This is a genomic window from Ochrobactrum sp. WV_118_8 (assembly GCF_039631535.1).
GTDB lineage: Bacteria > Pseudomonadota > Alphaproteobacteria > Rhizobiales > Rhizobiaceae > Brucella > Brucella anthropi.
In genome coordinates, this window is record NZ_JBDIUZ010000002.1 from 2021413 (window position 1) to 2037119 (window position 15707).

Below are 15707 nucleotides of genomic sequence, written 5' to 3' on the forward strand. Positions count from 1 at the left end.
GTAGTATAAAGATCAGCCGCTGATTAGCTTTACTTCCATGAAGTCTTCCAGCCCCCATTTGCCGCCCTCGCGACCATTGCCTGATTGCTTGTAGCCGCCAAACGGACTTCCCGGTGCACGCGATGTGCCGTTGATCTGCACCATGCCAGCGCGCAATTTGCGGGCCACGCGTTTTGCGCGTTCCGGACTACCGGTCTGGATATAGGCTGCAAGCCCGTATGGAGTGTCGTTGGCAATGGCGACGGCTTCTTCTTCGGTATCAAACGGGATCATTGCAAGCACCGGTCCGAAGATTTCTTCGCGAGCAATCGTCATGTCATTGTTTACATCGGCAAAGACGGTTGGCTTGACGAAATCACCTTCGGTGAACCCGTCGGGACGTCCCGTACCACCCGCAACAAGCCGTGCACCTTCATCAATGCCCTTCTGGATCAGGTGTTGAACTTTCTCGAACTGGATTGAGGAGGAAAGCGGGCCGATGTGATCGCCTTCCTTTGCCGGGTCGCCGACCTTCGTGCCTTCTGTTATCTTTTTCGCGAGGTCTACTGCCTTGTCGTAAACTGAGCGCTCCACGAGCATGCGCGTCGGCGCATTACAGGACTGTCCGGTATTCTCGAAGCAATGCGCAAGGCTGCGTGCCATAGTCTTTTCAAGATCGGCGTCGGCGAAAACGATGTTCGGCGATTTGCCACCAAGCTCCAGCGAAACGCGCTTTACCGTTGCTGCTGCTGCTCGCGAAACTGCCGTTCCGGCGCGGGTCGAGCCGGTGAAGGACATCATGTCGACATCTGGGTGTTGCGACAAGGCTTCGCCAACAACGGTGCCTTCACCATTGACGAGATTGAAAACGCCTTTCGGGAAACCTGCCTGATCCACAAATTCGGCAAAGAGCATGGCCGACATCGGCGCAATCTCGGACGGCTTCAGGACGACGGTGCAGCCGACCGCAAGTGCTGGAATAACTTTCAGCGCGATCTGGTTCATCGGCCAGTTCCACGGCGTAATGAGGCCGCAAACACCGATTGGTTCGCGCACGACCGTCTGGTTCGGGTGTTTCGGAGAAAGGATCTCTTCGAACTCGAAGTTTTCAAAGGCCGCAATGAAAGCCTTGGTATGCGAGAGGCCTGCCGCTGCCTGCGATTCCCGCGCAAGTGTAATCGGTGCACCCATTTCGAGTGAAATTGCCTTGGCCATTTCCTCCAGACGGGTTTCGTAAATTTCCACTAACCGTCGGATGTAACCGATGCGTTTTTCCGCCGGGGTTTCGCTCCAGGACGGAAAAGCCTTGCGTGCGGCTGCGACCGCCAGGTCGATGTCTTTTGCGGAACCGGCAGAGATGACGGCATAAGGCTTTTCGTTGGCGGGGTTGATGACCTCAATGGTCTTGGCTTCTATCGGAGCGCGCCACGCTCCATCAATATAGAAGTCTGTTTTCTGGTCGAGGTTTTTCTGAAGCATTGTGCCGTCCTCCGTCGCGCTGAATGTTCGAGTTCAGCATAAGCCAACCCGATTTGCTTTCGACACTAATGCCGGGACATGGCAGCGTCAAAACAGAAGGGTGCATGGAAACATCAATTTTTCTTATTCATTATCGTAGGCTTCAACATCAAAACCCAGGGCAACCAGTCCTTCTTCCAGATAATCTCCGAGAAGCGGTGTGCCTATGAGATATTTGGCTTCACGGCCATTGTCACGATCAGCGGCGGTTGAGAGGGCTTCGTCCCATTCTTCCGCACTGAAATCTCCACGTCCAACCCACATCAAAGCGAGCAGTTCCTGCCGCTCATCTATGTTTAGGGACCGGATAGCCGCAAAAAGTTCCTTGCGGGTGGGATTTGCCAGTGAGGCGTCGAGAATATCAACTTCATTGTCATCGCTGGCATTTGACCCGGATTCTTCATCGGTTGCGGGAACCTGAACGTCATATTCCCGGGCCTTGGCGATTATAAACTCCAGATTGTCGATATTGTTGACCAGCTCGACCACGCTTGCCTCCGTTACCTAGAGCATTTCCAGCAAAAGTGCGAAGTGGTTTTGCGTAGGATAATGCGTAAAAACAAAGAGATAGAGCATTTTTAGTGGTTCAGTTTAAGCTAGAAATGCTCTGGGTTGTTTGGCAAACAACGCTTCCGCAGAGGCTTGGTTCCGGCTGCCTCAGGGAGCTGGATCAGCTTCGCGCAGCCTGTAGCCGACGCCTGTTTCGGTTAGGATATAATGCGGCTGATCCGGGGATTTTTCAATCTTCTGTCTCAGCTGGCGGACATAGATGCGAAGATATTGCACATCAGCCGCCGGCCCCCAGACCTGGCTGAGAATGAAATGGTGCGTCAGCACTTTTCCGGCATGCTGCACGAGAAGACGGAGAATATCGTATTCCTTCGGCGACAGTTTAATTTCTTCACCATTGAGTTTCACAATACGGCGCACAAGATCGACGGTTAGGCCGTCACTCTGGAAAAGTGGCTTTTCTCCCTGCTGTTGCAACCTGTGCCGCAACGCGACACGCAAACGCGCGGCAAGTTCCTTCATACCGAAAGGTTTCGGGACATAGTCATCGGCTCCTTCTTCAAGTGCACGAACAATCCCCGCTTCGTCGGTTCGGCTTGAGAGGACGAGAATAGGCAAGGTCACGCCGGTTTCTCTCCAGCGTTGAAGCAGCGCATGCCCATCAGTGTCAGGAAGGCCCAGATCAAGTATCACGATATCGGGCTTTTCCGTCGTAATGCGCTCGTCGGCTTCGCCACCATTCACGGCCTCGACGACGGTGTAGCCTTCCGTCGTCAGTCCGACCCGCAACAGTTTGCGGATGGCTGGTTCATCGTCGACAACAAGAATTTTCAGTTTCGGATCGTTCATGAGTTCCTGTCAACTTCATCAGCTGGGACGGGCAAAGCGATTGTAAAGACGGCACCGGTGCCTTCATGCCGATTTCCGGCCCGAATAGAGCCCCCCATTGCTTCGATGAAACCGCGAGCGATTGAAAGCCCCAGTCCGGTACCGGCCTGCACGTGATCACCTTTACGCACACGATAGAACGTATCGAACACGCGCTCCAGATCACCGGGTGGAATACCTGGACCCCGATCACTGATTTCCAGTGTTATACGAGACGGAGCAGCATGAGCCTTAATTGTAATCGGTGTGTTTTCGGGGGCATATTTCGCCGCATTGTCGAACAAATTGAACAAGACCTGCTCGAACAGAACGGCATCAAGCTGAACCATAGGCAAATCAGCTGGAACGGCAATGTTGACCTGATGATGAACCAGAATCTTGGCTGCACGATTGAGCGCTGCTCCGACAAGATCACCAACGTAGTGAAGCGACAGATTGGGCTTCATCGCTCCTGCTTCAATCCGCGTCATATCGAGGAGGTTTGCGATGAAGCGGTTCAAGCGCTCTGATTGGTCTACCACGGTTGCAACGAGATCGGAACGGTCTGTATCTGGCAATGAGCCGGAATAGTCGCGCAAGGTCGTGGCTGCGCCCAGAATTGCCGCCAGCGGGGTCTTCAGATCGTGTGAGATTGAGGTGAGCAGGGCCGAACGCAATTTGTCAGCTTCGGCGGCGAGTTTTGCTCGCTCCACATCACCGACAAGCTGAACGCGTTCGATGGCAATTGCGGCCTGATCGGCCAAAGCCTCGAAGAGACGCTGTTGTTCAGGCGTGAGGATAGGCCCCATGCGATCATTGTCGAGGCCGATGACGCCAACTGATGTTCTGGCGGTTTTGAGAGGCAGATAGAGTCGCTTGGCACCCGGCAAAGTATTGGCACCACGCCCAGCGGGAAGGTCGTGCTCCCAGGTCCAGTGTGCTGCAGCGATATCGGCGTCATCCAGAGTGTCATCAGGCGGATAACCACCTCTGACCGTTATACTGTTTCCTTCAGGGAGAAGGATCACGACCCGCACCTTGAGCATTGATGCGATCTGGAATGCGGTGGCCCATAACACATCATCGAGCGAGCCAGTCCCTGCCAGCTTTTTGCTGAAGAGATACAGATCTTCCGTCATGCGTGCACGTTGCCGTGCCGCTGCAGCCTGCCGCTGGACCCGGCTCGCCAGATTGCTGGCAATGAAACTCACGAACAGGAAGAAAATCAGCGCCACAACACTTTCAGGATCGGCGATGGAAAGCGTGTAGAGGGGAGAAAGAAAGAAGAAATTATAGGCGAAAGCGCTAAGTACGGATGCGAAAAGCGCTGGCCAAAGACCAAGGGTGACCGCAACACCAAGAACGCCGACAACGAACACCAGTGCTATGCTGCGCACATCCAGAAACTGGTCGAGCAGCAAGCCGGTGACAAGCGCTATTCCTGTCATCACCATACCGATCAGATAGGGCGTGATGTCGGGCGTTGCCTTCTGACTGGCGGTCTTTACCTTACGAGGGGCCTCCCCGTTTTCATAGTCGACACCTGCCGTTATGTGAATGTCGATGGCGCCGGAGAGCCGCACCAGTTCTCGTGCGATGGAGCCGTCGATCATCTCACGCCAGCGCGATTTTATCGATTTTCCGGCGACGATCTGGGTGAAATTGTGTGTTGAAGCATAGCGAACAATGTCTTCGGCGACGGATTGACCGGGAATGATGATTGTTTCCCCGCCGAGCTGTTCGGCAAGCCTCAATGCCGTTGCAAGCCTGTCCTTTGCTTCTTCAGTAAGCCCCGCAGACCGTGCCGTTTCTATATGGATGGCCGCCCAAGGTGCACGAAGACGATCCGCAAGCCGACGCGCGTAGCGAACCAGCGATATACTACGGGGGCGTTCATCGACCGCAACCAATATGCGGTCGCCTGCAGCCCATGGCCCTTCAATGGCATGGGCGCGCATGTGACTGAGCAGTTGCTCGTCGACACGCTGGGCGGTGCGGCGCAGTGCCAATTCACGCAACGCGGTCAGATTCCCGGGAGAAAAGTAATTGCGGATCGCTCGTTTCGCGGTCTTTGGTAGGTAAATCTTGCCTTCATTAAGACGTTTGATGAGATCATTCGGCGTGAGATCGATAAGCTCAATGTCGTCGGCACGGTCGATGATGCTGTCGGGTACTGTTTCACGCACACGGATACGCGTGATCTGTGCCACAACATCATTTAGGCTTTCGACATGCTGGATGTTGAGCGTCGTATAGACATCAATCCCGCGCGCCAGAATTTCCTCGACATCCTGATAACGTTTGGGGTGTCTGCTGCCCGGTGCATTCGTGTGCGCCAGTTCATCCACAAGAACCAGTTGCGGTTTGCGAGCCAGCACAGCATCGATATCCATTTCATCCAAGAGATGCCCGCGATAGGCCACTTGCGCACGCGGAATAATCTCAAGCCCTTCCGTCAGCGCTTCGGTTTCCACTCGACCATGTGTCTCGACAACGCCGATGACGACATCTATGCCATCAGCTTTGCGCGCGCGACCGGACATCAGCATTTCATAGGTTTTACCAACACCCGGCGCGGCACCGAGAAATATCTTCAGGCGGCCACGCGTTTCGCGTTCCGCCTGTTCAAGCAGAGCATCGGGGGACGGTCTGTTCTCGCCGAAGCGAAGCGGGTCCGATGTCAAATAAAGCTCCTGAAAGGAAGGGGCGGCAAATCATGCCGCCGCCAGTTATTCTACTTGGTGCTGGTCCTGTCCAGAACAAGGTTCAGCTTCAGAACATTGACCACCGGTTCCCCGAGAAATCCGAGCTCACGAGCTTCAACTTGTTGCTCAACAATTCCTCGCAGTGCGGCTTCATCGATCCCGCGCGCCTTTGCGACACGCGGCACCTGATAGAAAGCTGCTTTCGGTGAAATATGCGGATCGAGACCGCTTGCGGATGTTGTCACAAGGTCAATCGGTGGTCGTGCAGAACCTTCATCTTGTGACAGGACGGTGGCGTCAGCTTTAATTCGTTCAATGAGTTTTGGATTGGTTGGGCCAAGATTGGACCCGCCAGAACTCGCGGCATCATAACCGTTTTGCCCTGCCGCAGATGGGCGACCGTGAAAATAGCGGTCGCCGGTAAAACCCTGTCCGACTAACTCGGAACCAATGATTGTACCGTCCTTTTCGATCAGGCTGCCATTGGCATTAGTGGGGAAGATTGCCTGGGCGATACCGGTCATGCCGAGCGGGTAGAGCAACCCGGTTATGACAGTGAGCGACACGATCATCACAAGCGCTGGACGAAGTTGTTTGAGCATTTTTGCTAATCCTTATGCGAGGCCAAGGGCGGTAATGGCCATATCGATGGCCTTGATGCCGATGAATGGCACGATGACGCCGCCGAGGCCGTAGATCAGAAGATTGCGCGAGAGGAGCGCACCTGCGCCGACCGGCTTGTAGGTCACACCTTTCAGCGAAAGTGGGATCAGAGCCACAATAATCAGAGCATTGAAGATGATGGCCGACAGGATGGCACTCTGCGGCGTGGAGAGCCCCATGATATTGAGCGCGCCAAGCTGAGGATAGAAAGCGAGAAACATAGCCGGAATGATCGCAAAATATTTTGCAATGTCATTGGCGATGGAGAAGGTCGTCAACGCTCCCCGTGTCATCAGCAATTGCTTGCCGATTTCAACGATTTCAATGAGCTTGGTGGGATCGCTATCAAGATCGACCATATTGCCTGCTTCTCGCGCGGCAACCGTGCCGGTATTCATGGCCACGCCGACATCCGCCTGAGCAAGGGCAGGGGCGTCGTTTGTACCGTCTCCGCACATTGCAACAAGTTTCCCCTTCGCCTGTTCCTCTCGGATAAGCGACAGCTTGTTTTCTGGCGTTGCCTGCGCAAGAAAGTCATCCACACCTGCTTCGGCAGCGATGGCTGCTGCGGTCATAGGGTTGTCGCCGGTAATCATGACAGTGCGGATACCCATCCGGCGCAATTCGGCAAAGCGCTCGCGGATGCCGCCTTTGACGATGTCCTTCAGGTGCACGACACCGAGAAGGTGGCCATCTTTAGCGACGGCAAGCGGTGTGCCGCCAGCCTTGGCGATTGTGTCAGCGATAGACTGTAGTTCCGACAGTGTTCTTTCATCGGCGTGGCTATTCTGGTCCACATAGGCAAGCACAGCATCCACAGCGCCTTTGCGAATGACGGAACCCTCAATATCGACGCCGCTCATGCGGCTTTGCGCGGTGAATGGTACAAAATGGGCGTGAAGACCTTGCATGTCACGGCCACGTAAACCGTATTTTTCCTTGGCCAGAACGACGATGGAACGACCTTCGGGCGTTTCGTCGGCAAGCGAGGCCAGTTGCGCTGCATCGGCAAGCTCTTGCTCGGTTACGCCATTGACCGGCACAAAAGCGGTCGCCTGACGATTGCCAAGAGTGATCGTGCCGGTCTTGTCAAGCAGAAGCGTGTCCACATCACCCGCTGCCTCGACCGCACGACCGGACATGGCAAGCACGTTGAAGCGTACGAGGCGGTCCATGCCTGCGATACCAATGGCAGAAAGCAAGGCGCCGATTGTCGTCGGGATCAGGGTCACGAAGAGCGCAACCAGCACCGTGACGGGGATATAACCGCCTGCATAAGTCGCAAAGCTAGGGATCGTAACAACGGCGAGCACGAATATCAGCGTCATGCCTGCAAGCAGAATGTTGAGCGCGATCTCGTTGGGTGTCTTCTGGCGTTCTGCACCTTCCACCAGCCTAATCATCTTGTCGATAAAGGTGGAACCCTGCGCGGCGGTGATGCGTACCTTGATCCAGTCGGACAAAACTTGTGTTCCACCTGTAACGGCAGAGCGATCGCCGCCAGATTCACGGATGACAGGCGCGGATTCGCCGGTAATGGCGGCTTCATTGACGGATGCGACACCTTCAATGACTTCACCGTCGGAAGGGATGATGTCATTGGCTTCCACAAGAACGATATCGCCAACTTTCAAGCTGGTTCCCGGCACACTTTTCCAGTTTGGTCCCTCGGGACTATCCAGAAGTTTAGCTTGTGTTTCCGTTCGTGTCCGGCGCAGCGAGTCTGCTTGTGCCTTGCCTCGGCCTTCTGCGACGGCCTCGGCAAAATTCGCAAACAGAACTGTGAACCACAGCCACAAGACGATCTGGAATGAAAAGCCGACACTGGGATTGCCGGTGGCGACGTCTTTCAGCAGCAGCAAAGTTGTAAGCGCTGAAACGACGGCAACCACGAACATCACCGGATTGCGCGCAAGACTCCTGGGATTGAGCTTGCGAAAGGCATCGCCGATGGCGGGTAAAAGGATGCGGGCATCAAGAATGCTCGCGGATTTGGACTGGCTCATAACAGAGGCTCCAGTAAAATTACGTTTCCGTTCGGAAAGCTCAGATCAATCCGGCAAGCTGAACCGCGAGAAGGAGTGCGGTCGTTATCAGAAGGATCGAGAGAATGCAGCTTGAGGGTTTGAGCATCAAAACATCTGCCCCTTGATCATTGCGAGGTGTTCGGCAATGGGGCCGAGCGCCAGCGCCGGGAAGAATATCAGGCCTCCAACCACAAGAATGACACCGATCAGCAAGCCCACGAAAAGCGGCCCTGTCGTCGGGAAGGTGCCTGCAGATTGCGGTGCAGCTTTCTTGGCGACAAGTGAACCGGCGATCGCCATGGCAGGCAGGATCACGAGAAACCGGCCCATCAGCATGGCAAGCCCGATGGTGATGTTATACCAGGGCGTATTGCCGGAGAGGCCGCCGAAGGCGGAACCATTATTCGCTGTGCCTGAGGTATAGGCATAGAGAATTTCCGAGAAACCATGTGGTCCGGGATTGGCGATCGATGCCAGCCCTGTTGGAATAACGGACGCTATGGCGGTAAAACCCAGAATTGATAACGGAAGGCAGAGAACGGCGAGCATCGCCATTTTCACTTCCTTGGCTTCGATCTTCTTGCCCAGATATTCAGGCGTGCGTCCAACCATCAGCCCGGCCACGAAAATGGCAACGACAACAAACAGGACGATACCGTAGAAGCCTGCACCTACGCCGCCGATGATGATCTCGCCCAGCATCATGTTGATCATGGGGATCATTCCGCCCAGTGCCATCATGCTGTCATGCATGGCGATCACGGCACCGCATGATGCAGCGGTGGTAACGACGGCGAAGAGCGCGGACATTGCGATGCCGAAACGTGTCTCCTTGCCTTCCATGTTGCCACCATCAACGCCGAGTGCATGGATGAGGGGATTACCGGCAGCTTCTGCCCAGTAGCAGATTGCAACGCCTGCGACGAACAATATGCCCATCGCAGCAAAGATTGCCCAACCCTGACGTTCGTTGCCGACCATTCGCCCGAAGACGTTGGTAAGCGAAGCGCCGATTGCGAAGATCGCAACCATCTGGATCATGTTGGAGATGGCATCCGGGTTTTCAAAAGGATGCGCGGAATTGGCATTGAAGAAACCGCCGCCATTGGTGCCGAGCATCTTGATGGCGAGCTGCGAGGCAACCGGCCCAAGCGCGATCACCTGTCTCGCGCCTTCCAGCGTTGTTGCTTCGGCATAAGCACCAATCGTTTGCGGCACACCGAGGCTGACGAAAGCCAAGGTAAGGATAATGCACAAGGGCAAAAGGACGTAGAGTGTGCATCGTGTAAGATCGACCCAGAAATTTCCGAGCGTCTTCATGGATTTGCGCGAGAATGCACGAATGAGTGCAATGGCGATGGCAACGCCAGTAGCAGCCGAGACGAAGTTCTGTACCGTCAGTCCTGCCATTTGCGTCAGGTAGGACATGGTGCTTTCGCCACCATAGTTCTGCCAGTTGGTGTTGGTAACAAAACTGGCAGTGGTGTTGAAGGCCAGGTCCGCCGGGACGTCGCTCATACCCATCGGGTTGAAGGGCAGAGAGCCCTGAAACCGTTGCAGCATGTAAAGCAGCAAAAAGCCGGCCAGATTGAACAATAGCAGGGAAGCAGCATAGGTTGTCCAGTGCTGTTCTTCTCGTTCTGCTGTGCCTGCGAGGCGGTAAAGCCCCCGCTCGACCGGAACGAGTACAGGTGAAAGGAGCGTCCGTTCACCGCCGAAAACGCGCGTCATGTAGCCGCCGAGCGGTTTGACGAGCAAAATGATGATCCCGCAAAAAACGAGAATCTGAATCCATCCATTGATTGTCATGGTCTTTTCCGAGGCCTGAAAGGCTGCCGGTTACGCGGGCTTGGCCGGAGATCGGCCTAGAACCGCTCCGGTCGTATGAGCGCGTAAAGGAGATAAGCGGCTATAAAGGCTGCAACCAATGCGCCAGCGACGTATTCGATCATCATGGCGACGCCTCAAAGCCTTTCGCAGATGCGCAGATAGCCGAACAGCAGCGCGAAGAAGCCGATGCCGATTGCAAGGACGGCGAAATCCATAGTCATGCCTGAATTGCCCGAAAGGGCTCCCTGTTTCTTACAGGGACATTATGTTGCCGCATTGCATAGGGTTTCGAGAGCGAGCGCTGCTTCAAAAAATAAAAAACTCATATATGGAATGCGGTCGATAAAGGCCGATGTTGCCGTCTTGTCTTTCACTAGAGCGATGTTGCCGCGGCAGCTGCACGACCGGCCGTTCGTCCGGAAAAGATGCAGCCGCCGAGGAATGTGCCTTCAAGTGCATTGTACCCATGATAACCGCCACCGCCGAAGCCTGCAGCTTCGCCTGCAGCGTATAGACCGGGCACCTTTTCTCCTGCCGCATTGAGAACTTGGGCGTCCATATCGGTATGCAAACCGCCAAGTGTCTTGCGTGTCAGAATATGAAGTTTGACGGCAATAAGCGGACCGTTGGAGGGTTCCAGCAGAGAATGCAGCGGCACGGCGCGCGTGAGACGGTCACCGATATAGGCTCGGGCATTATGGACCGCCATCACCTGAGCATCCTTGGAGTAGCGGTTGACGATCTCGCGATCTCGCGCTTCGATTTGATCACGGATGTGGTCAGGCTTCAGAAGCTTCTCTCCCGTCAAACCGTTCATTTTTGCAATGAGCTCATCCAGTGTTCCAGCTGTGATGAAATCTGCTCCGTTATCGAGAAAGGCTTGGACCGGCGGCGGTGGCGCTTTACCGAGGCGACTTTTAAGCAAAAGCTTCCAGTTTTTGCCCGTGAGGTCCGGATTTTGTTCCGATCCGGACAGAGAGAACTCTTTGCGGATGATTTTTTCGGTCAGGATGAACCACGAATAGTCGTAGCCGGTCGAAAGAATATGTTTGAGCGTGCCAAGAGTGTCGAAGCCAGGAAGATAGGGAGCGGGAAGACGATTGCCCTTAGCGTCGAACCAAATGGAAGAAGGCCCCGGCAGAATGCGAATGCCATGGTTTGGCCAGATCGGGTTCCAGTTTCGCACGCCTTCCGTATAGTGCCACATGCGATCAGCATTGATGACATGCCCGCCCGCAGCCACGGCAATATCTATGCCGCGTCCATCAACATGAGCTGGTACTCCCAATACCATTTCTTTCGGGGGAATGCCGAGTCTGTCGCGCGGCCATGCCCTTCGAACCTTGTCGGGGTCACCGCCTATGCCGCCAGATGTGACGATTACACAGTCAGCAAAATAGGCAAATTCGCCAATGGTGTCGCGTGACGAAGATTGCCCGCGCTCGACAGTCGATGGCACCAGCACCTCTCCATAGACACCACTGACGCGCCCGCCGGTAGTGGCGATACTATTGACTCTATGACGGCATTTTAGGGTTATGAGCCCTTTGCTGATTGCTGCACGGAGCGATCGTTCAAATGGTGCTACGACAGCAGGTCCTGTTCCCCAGGTTACATGAAAGCGTGGCACTGAATTGCCGTGACCATCGGCTTTTGCTCCGCCACGCTCCGCCCAGCCAACAACAGGAAACCAGCGCATGCCGAGACCATGCAGCCATGGGCGCATTTCTCCTGCGGCAAACTCCAGATAGGATTCGGCCCAGCGTTTCGGCCAACGATCTTCCGGCCGATCAAATTGTGCCGATCCGAACCAGTCCTGCCGCGCGAGGTCGATATTGTCCTTGATGCCAAGGCGACGCTGTTCCGGGCTGTCGACCATAAATAATCCGCCGAGTGACCAGAACGCTTGTCCACCAATGGAATTGTCACCTTCCTGTTCGAGAAGAATGACCTTGCGACCCGCAAGAGCCAACTCATGAGCGGCAACAAGCCCAGCTAATCCGGCACCGATGATGATTGCATCCGCATTCTCCATCCCCGCTTCCTCTCTCCCAAAAGGCGCTCGATGAGCGCATCGTGACTGAAGGGATGATGTGTTGCAAGCGGTCGTCGGGTGTATTCAACCGAAGAAATAAAGCACGATCCAGTCGGCAATCAGCTTGATGGAAAGTCCAAACAAGGTCAGCTGCACGAGCAGGAAAAATGGACCGTCGGGCATTATCCGGGTTAGTTTGGCACCGACGAAGGTGCCGATGACTGCGGCAGGGACCAACCAAAGGCCGAGCGAGGTATCGAGATTGGAGAACTGCTGCAACTGCCAGTAGGGAACGAGTTTTGCGGCGTTGACGATGGCAAAAAGAATAGTCGAGGTGCCGGCGAAGACGAGTTTTGGAAGATGCTGCGGCAGCACGTACATCTGGAACGGTGGCGCCCCGGAATGAGAGACAAAGCTGGTCAGACCTGTGAGAACGCCCCAAAAGACGCCGCTAGGAACATCCGCCTTTCGCGCGCTTTTGCGGTAACGCGCCCCGAACCAAGCATTGAAGCAGAAAAGGATGCCGACCAAGCCGACCAGCATTCCGATGAAGGTAGGAGAAAGATGTGCGCTGAACATCCAACCAACGCCAACGCCGAGAATTGCTGCTGGGGTCAGGATTGCAAGATTGCGTGCTGAGAAGTGATGGCGATAAAGATATAGGCCAAACATGTCGCTGATGACATAGATCGGAAGCAAAAGTGCGGCGGCGGTGACCGGCGATATGACCAGCGCCATCAAAGGAACCGCGAGCGTACCGACGGACGGCAACCCACCTTTCGAAAGCCCAACAAGAAATGCCGCAATGACTGCGATTGTGAGAAAAAGAGGCGTGTGTTCGAGCATGTGATAGGGCAGCTTTGCGGTGGGGGGAGAAAACATCTCCGGCGTTGGGCCAGAGATGTTGTGATTGGATGTCAGGCGTGGGCCCATTCCCAGTAAAGCGCCCGTGCCCGCTTCGTCAGTGGTCCATATTCAAGTTTGCGATCATCAAAACCGACAATTGGCACAACTTTGCTCATATTGCCTGTCGAGAAGATTTCATCCGCTTCGCGGAAATCTTCGATCTTTAAAGTGGTTTCATGGACGGTGACGCCTGCTGTGCGCAAAAGCCCGATTACGCGCTGGCGAGTAATGCCGTTGAGGAATGTACCATTGGGCGCTGGTGTGAAAACCTCGCCACCACGTACCATGAAGACGTTTGAGGTTGCTGTCTCCGCAACGTTGCCAAGCACGTCGGTCACCAGCGCATTGTGAAAGCCTTTTGCCTTTGCCTCGCGCAGCATGCGCGCGTTGTTCGGATAAAGGCAGGCGGCCTTGGCATTGACCGGCATGACTTCCAGATATGGCCGACGGAACGATGTCGTGGTGACCGTGAAACCCTTCGGCTCGACCATGGGGATCGCTTCAAGGCAGAGTGCAAAATCCGTTGACGATGCGAGCGGAGCGACTGCGCTGGCGTCACCTTCTTCTGCCCAGTACATGGGGCGGATATAAACGTCTGTTCCAGGCGTGAACTTTTTCAGGCCCTCACGCGCAAGCGTCTCGATGTCATTGGCGGAAAGTGTCGGTTCTAATCCCAAAACACGAGCTGAATCATTGGCGCGGGCAGAATGGCGGTCAAGGTCTGGTGTTACGCCTTCAAAGAGGCGTGCACCATCAAATACCAGCGAACCAAGCCAGGTCGCTTGTGAGGCTGCACCGAGAATGCGAACATCGCCTTCACGCCATTCGCCCTTGTAATAGGTCCACATCGCGCGTTTATCGGTCATTTCCCTAGTCCTTTGACAATATATTTCTCGTGCTTCTGCCCGCGTCAGAGCGCTGTCAAACACAAATCGTTATCGGAAAAATGCTCAAAGCGTCTTGATATGGTTGAATCAGGTTAACGTCCTAAGCACTTCTGTTTGAAGCGTTATTTCATCAACCGTGGACAGGCTACCTATATCGTAGGAGCAGGCAACGCCGGAGACAAGCGCGAACTTGTCACTGTTCGCTTTCAAGATTGTTCGGTCTTGTCTTCTACAAGTGCCGGAGTTGGTTCCGATGTGACAACAGCCGGAGGCCCCTCAACACCGCGTTGCCTTTCGCGGATAAAGGTGAAGAGACCGGAAATAGTAATGAGAACGATGCCGATCAGCATGGGCATATCTATGTGATCGTGGAAAACAAAATATCCGAAAAGGATCGCCCATATCATCTGGCTATACTGTGGGGACGCAATTGCACTTGCTGGCGCGCGTTGGGCTGCAAGCATCAGCAGGATATTGGCTAGCGCGGCAAGAAGACCGTATCCCGCAAGATAAACCCATTGCTCGGTATCTGGCGCTTCATAGGACGGGGTCATCAAGGCCCCGCAGATGATGATAGGGCCGATTAGTCCGCTTGTATAAAGCGATATGCGCTTTTCATGCTTACCCATAACGCGGAAGATGATGATGCTCATCGCACCGCCCATGCCAGCCGCCAGTGCGCCTAGGTGGCCGATCGAGAGCTCCCTGAACCCGGGGCGGAGCACAATCAGAACGCCGATAAAGCCGATCAGAACTGCTGACCATCGCCGCCAGCCAACCTGTTCCTTCAAGAATACTACTGAAAGTATAGTCACGTAGGCTGGGAGAAGGAAAATGAGCGCGAAGGCTTCCGCCATAGAGAGATGTGTGAATGCCGTAACGCTTCCTATTGTTCCCATAGCCGCCGTTACGGTTCGCAATAGCCACATTTTGATATTGGTGGTGCGAAACATATCGAGCCAGACATCGTCAGCATTCTTTGTAAATGGAATAGCCAGCAGACCAAGTACAGCGCCGAAGAATGCCACTTCGTAAGGTGACAGCGTGCCATCAAGAAACTTGACGCAGGCGTCGCTTACAGCGAATGCCGCATAGGACGCAAACGCGAGAAAAATACCGTAAAGCATGTCAATGTCCGAAAGAAACGGGGGGAGGAGTTCGTTCCTGCCGCTCCCTTAATCGATTAGAAGCTTATTGGCAAAAGGCTTTTCTGAAAATTCGCATTTAAGACTATAATTGGGCCATTGCTTGGAAAAGAAGTAAATTCGACCTTTTCAAGGTTTTGAGCTCAAGCAAAAACGCATGCCTCATTTGCAATCATATCCGTGGTGGAAATTTGGGCAAACGCCTATTTGATAATCATCCAAACGAGGAGAAAGCAAATGAACATTCGTCAGAAAGTACAGCAGTTCGTGTCCCGCCGCCGCGCTATCCGTGAGCTCGGTGCAATGGACGACCATCTTCTTGCCGATATCGGTGTTTCGCGTTCGCAGATTCACAGCGCCGTTTTCGGTAAGTAATAGCTTATGGCGTTTCTCTCGAAAGATCGCCCCATAAGTGAAAATCGAATAAAGTAACAAAGCGTCGGTCTCCAGTCCCGGCGCTTTTGTTTTATGCGTTGCCCCTTAAATAGTTTCTTGACCTGAAGGTCTGTGGTTCTGACTGCGCGATGCCGCTTTCCCAGTCGTTACAGCTTTAGTTTCTTGCCCGCTCATTATTCAGCTGTTTATCGCTAATGAGACATAATCCGTACCATTTTGGGACAGATCGCTGTTGTCGC

At 54.4% G+C, this 15707-nt stretch carries 13 protein-coding genes; 1 reads left to right on the forward strand and 12 read right to left on the reverse strand.

The genetic code is table 11. The features are described 5' to 3' along the window. Positions 1-12 precede the first annotated feature (12 nt). From ABDF71_RS23725 to ABDF71_RS23780, 12 genes are all read right to left on the reverse strand, one after another. Positions 13-1458: an aldehyde dehydrogenase family protein gene (locus ABDF71_RS23725; RefSeq protein WP_151663096.1), complete on the reverse strand. Its 1446-nt coding sequence runs from the start codon at positions 1456-1458 to the stop codon at positions 13-15. 123 nt (positions 1459-1581) lie between these two features. Then, positions 1582-1986 (reverse strand): DUF3775 domain-containing protein, encoded by a 405-nt coding sequence (locus ABDF71_RS23730; RefSeq protein WP_012093148.1) that lies wholly within the window; start codon positions 1984-1986, stop codon positions 1582-1584. Between the two features lie 168 nt (positions 1987-2154). Further along, a complete protein-coding gene (locus tag ABDF71_RS23735; protein WP_151663095.1) occupies positions 2155-2856 on the reverse strand; it encodes a response regulator transcription factor in 702 nt (233 codons plus the stop codon). Continuing rightward, positions 2853-5558, reverse strand: coding sequence for a DUF4118 domain-containing protein (locus tag ABDF71_RS23740; protein WP_151663094.1), 2706 nt, complete (start codon positions 5556-5558; stop codon positions 2853-2855). The genes ABDF71_RS23735 and ABDF71_RS23740 overlap by 4 nt, the downstream gene beginning before the upstream one ends. Before the next feature lie 50 nt (positions 5559-5608). Then, on the reverse strand, positions 5609-6181 hold the full coding sequence (kdpC, locus tag ABDF71_RS23745) for a potassium-transporting ATPase subunit KdpC (protein ID WP_151663093.1): 573 nt from the start codon (positions 6179-6181) through the stop codon (positions 5609-5611). 12 nt (positions 6182-6193) lie between these two features. Beyond that, on the reverse strand, positions 6194-8248 hold the full coding sequence (gene kdpB, locus ABDF71_RS23750) for a potassium-transporting ATPase subunit KdpB (RefSeq protein ID WP_151663092.1): 2055 nt from the start codon (positions 8246-8248) through the stop codon (positions 6194-6196). Positions 8249-8374: 126 nt separating this feature from the next. Continuing rightward, the gene (gene kdpA / locus ABDF71_RS23755) at positions 8375-10078 is read right to left on the reverse strand and encodes a potassium-transporting ATPase subunit KdpA (protein ID WP_500061818.1); all 1704 of its coding nucleotides are present in this window, start codon (positions 10076-10078) and stop codon (positions 8375-8377) included. Between the two features lie 56 nt (positions 10079-10134). Continuing rightward, on the reverse strand, positions 10135-10224 hold the full coding sequence (gene kdpF, locus ABDF71_RS23760) for a K(+)-transporting ATPase subunit F (RefSeq protein WP_036578495.1): 90 nt from the start codon (positions 10222-10224) through the stop codon (positions 10135-10137). Positions 10225-10472: 248 nt separating this feature from the next. Then, complete coding sequence (locus tag ABDF71_RS23765; RefSeq protein WP_036587346.1) at positions 10473-12134, reverse strand: FAD-binding dehydrogenase; 1662 nt, start codon at positions 12132-12134, stop codon at positions 10473-10475. 84 nt (positions 12135-12218) lie between these two features. Continuing rightward, complete coding sequence (locus ABDF71_RS23770; RefSeq protein WP_258124240.1) at positions 12219-12980, reverse strand: sulfite exporter TauE/SafE family protein; 762 nt, start codon at positions 12978-12980, stop codon at positions 12219-12221. Between the two features lie 71 nt (positions 12981-13051). Next, positions 13052-13906, reverse strand: coding sequence for a branched-chain amino acid aminotransferase (locus ABDF71_RS23775; protein WP_029375981.1), 855 nt, complete (start codon positions 13904-13906; stop codon positions 13052-13054). Positions 13907-14133: 227 nt separating this feature from the next. Further along, entirely contained in the window at positions 14134-15054 is a 921-nt protein-coding gene (locus ABDF71_RS23780) for a DMT family transporter (protein WP_151663091.1), read from the reverse strand. Between the two features lie 255 nt (positions 15055-15309). On the opposite strand from ABDF71_RS23780, the gene ABDF71_RS23785 reads away from it, so the two are divergent. Further along, complete coding sequence (locus tag ABDF71_RS23785; RefSeq protein ID WP_010658957.1) at positions 15310-15447, forward strand: DUF1127 domain-containing protein; 138 nt, start codon at positions 15310-15312, stop codon at positions 15445-15447. Positions 15448-15707 lie beyond the last annotated feature (260 nt).

Coding starts and splice junctions, on each gene's coding strand:
- ABDF71_RS23725 (WP_151663096.1), bottom strand. CDS start 1,458: ATGCTTCAGAAAAACCTCGACCAGAAAACAGACTTCTATATTGATGGA.
- ABDF71_RS23735 (WP_151663095.1), bottom strand. CDS start 2,856: ATGAACGATCCGAAACTGAAAATTCTTGTTGTCGACGATGAACCAGCC.
- kdpC (WP_151663093.1), bottom strand. CDS start 6,181: ATGCTCAAACAACTTCGTCCAGCGCTTGTGATGATCGTGTCGCTCACT.
- kdpB (WP_151663092.1), bottom strand. CDS start 8,248: ATGAGCCAGTCCAAATCCGCGAGCATTCTTGATGCCCGCATCCTTTTA.
- kdpA (WP_500061818.1), bottom strand. CDS start 10,078: ATGACAATCAATGGATGGATTCAGATTCTCGTTTTTTGCGGGATCATC.
- kdpF (WP_036578495.1), bottom strand. CDS start 10,224: ATGATGATCGAATACGTCGCTGGCGCATTGGTTGCAGCCTTTATAGCC.
- ABDF71_RS23765 (WP_036587346.1), bottom strand. CDS start 12,134: ATGGAGAATGCGGATGCAATCATCATCGGTGCCGGATTAGCTGGGCTT.
- ABDF71_RS23770 (WP_258124240.1), bottom strand. CDS start 12,980: ATGCTCGAACACACGCCTCTTTTTCTCACAATCGCAGTCATTGCGGCA.
- ABDF71_RS23775 (WP_029375981.1), bottom strand. CDS start 13,906: ATGACCGATAAACGCGCGATGTGGACCTATTACAAGGGCGAATGGCGT.
- ABDF71_RS23780 (WP_151663091.1), bottom strand. CDS start 15,054: ATGCTTTACGGTATTTTTCTCGCGTTTGCGTCCTATGCGGCATTCGCT.
- ABDF71_RS23785 (WP_010658957.1), top strand. CDS start 15,310: ATGAACATTCGTCAGAAAGTACAGCAGTTCGTGTCCCGCCGCCGCGCT.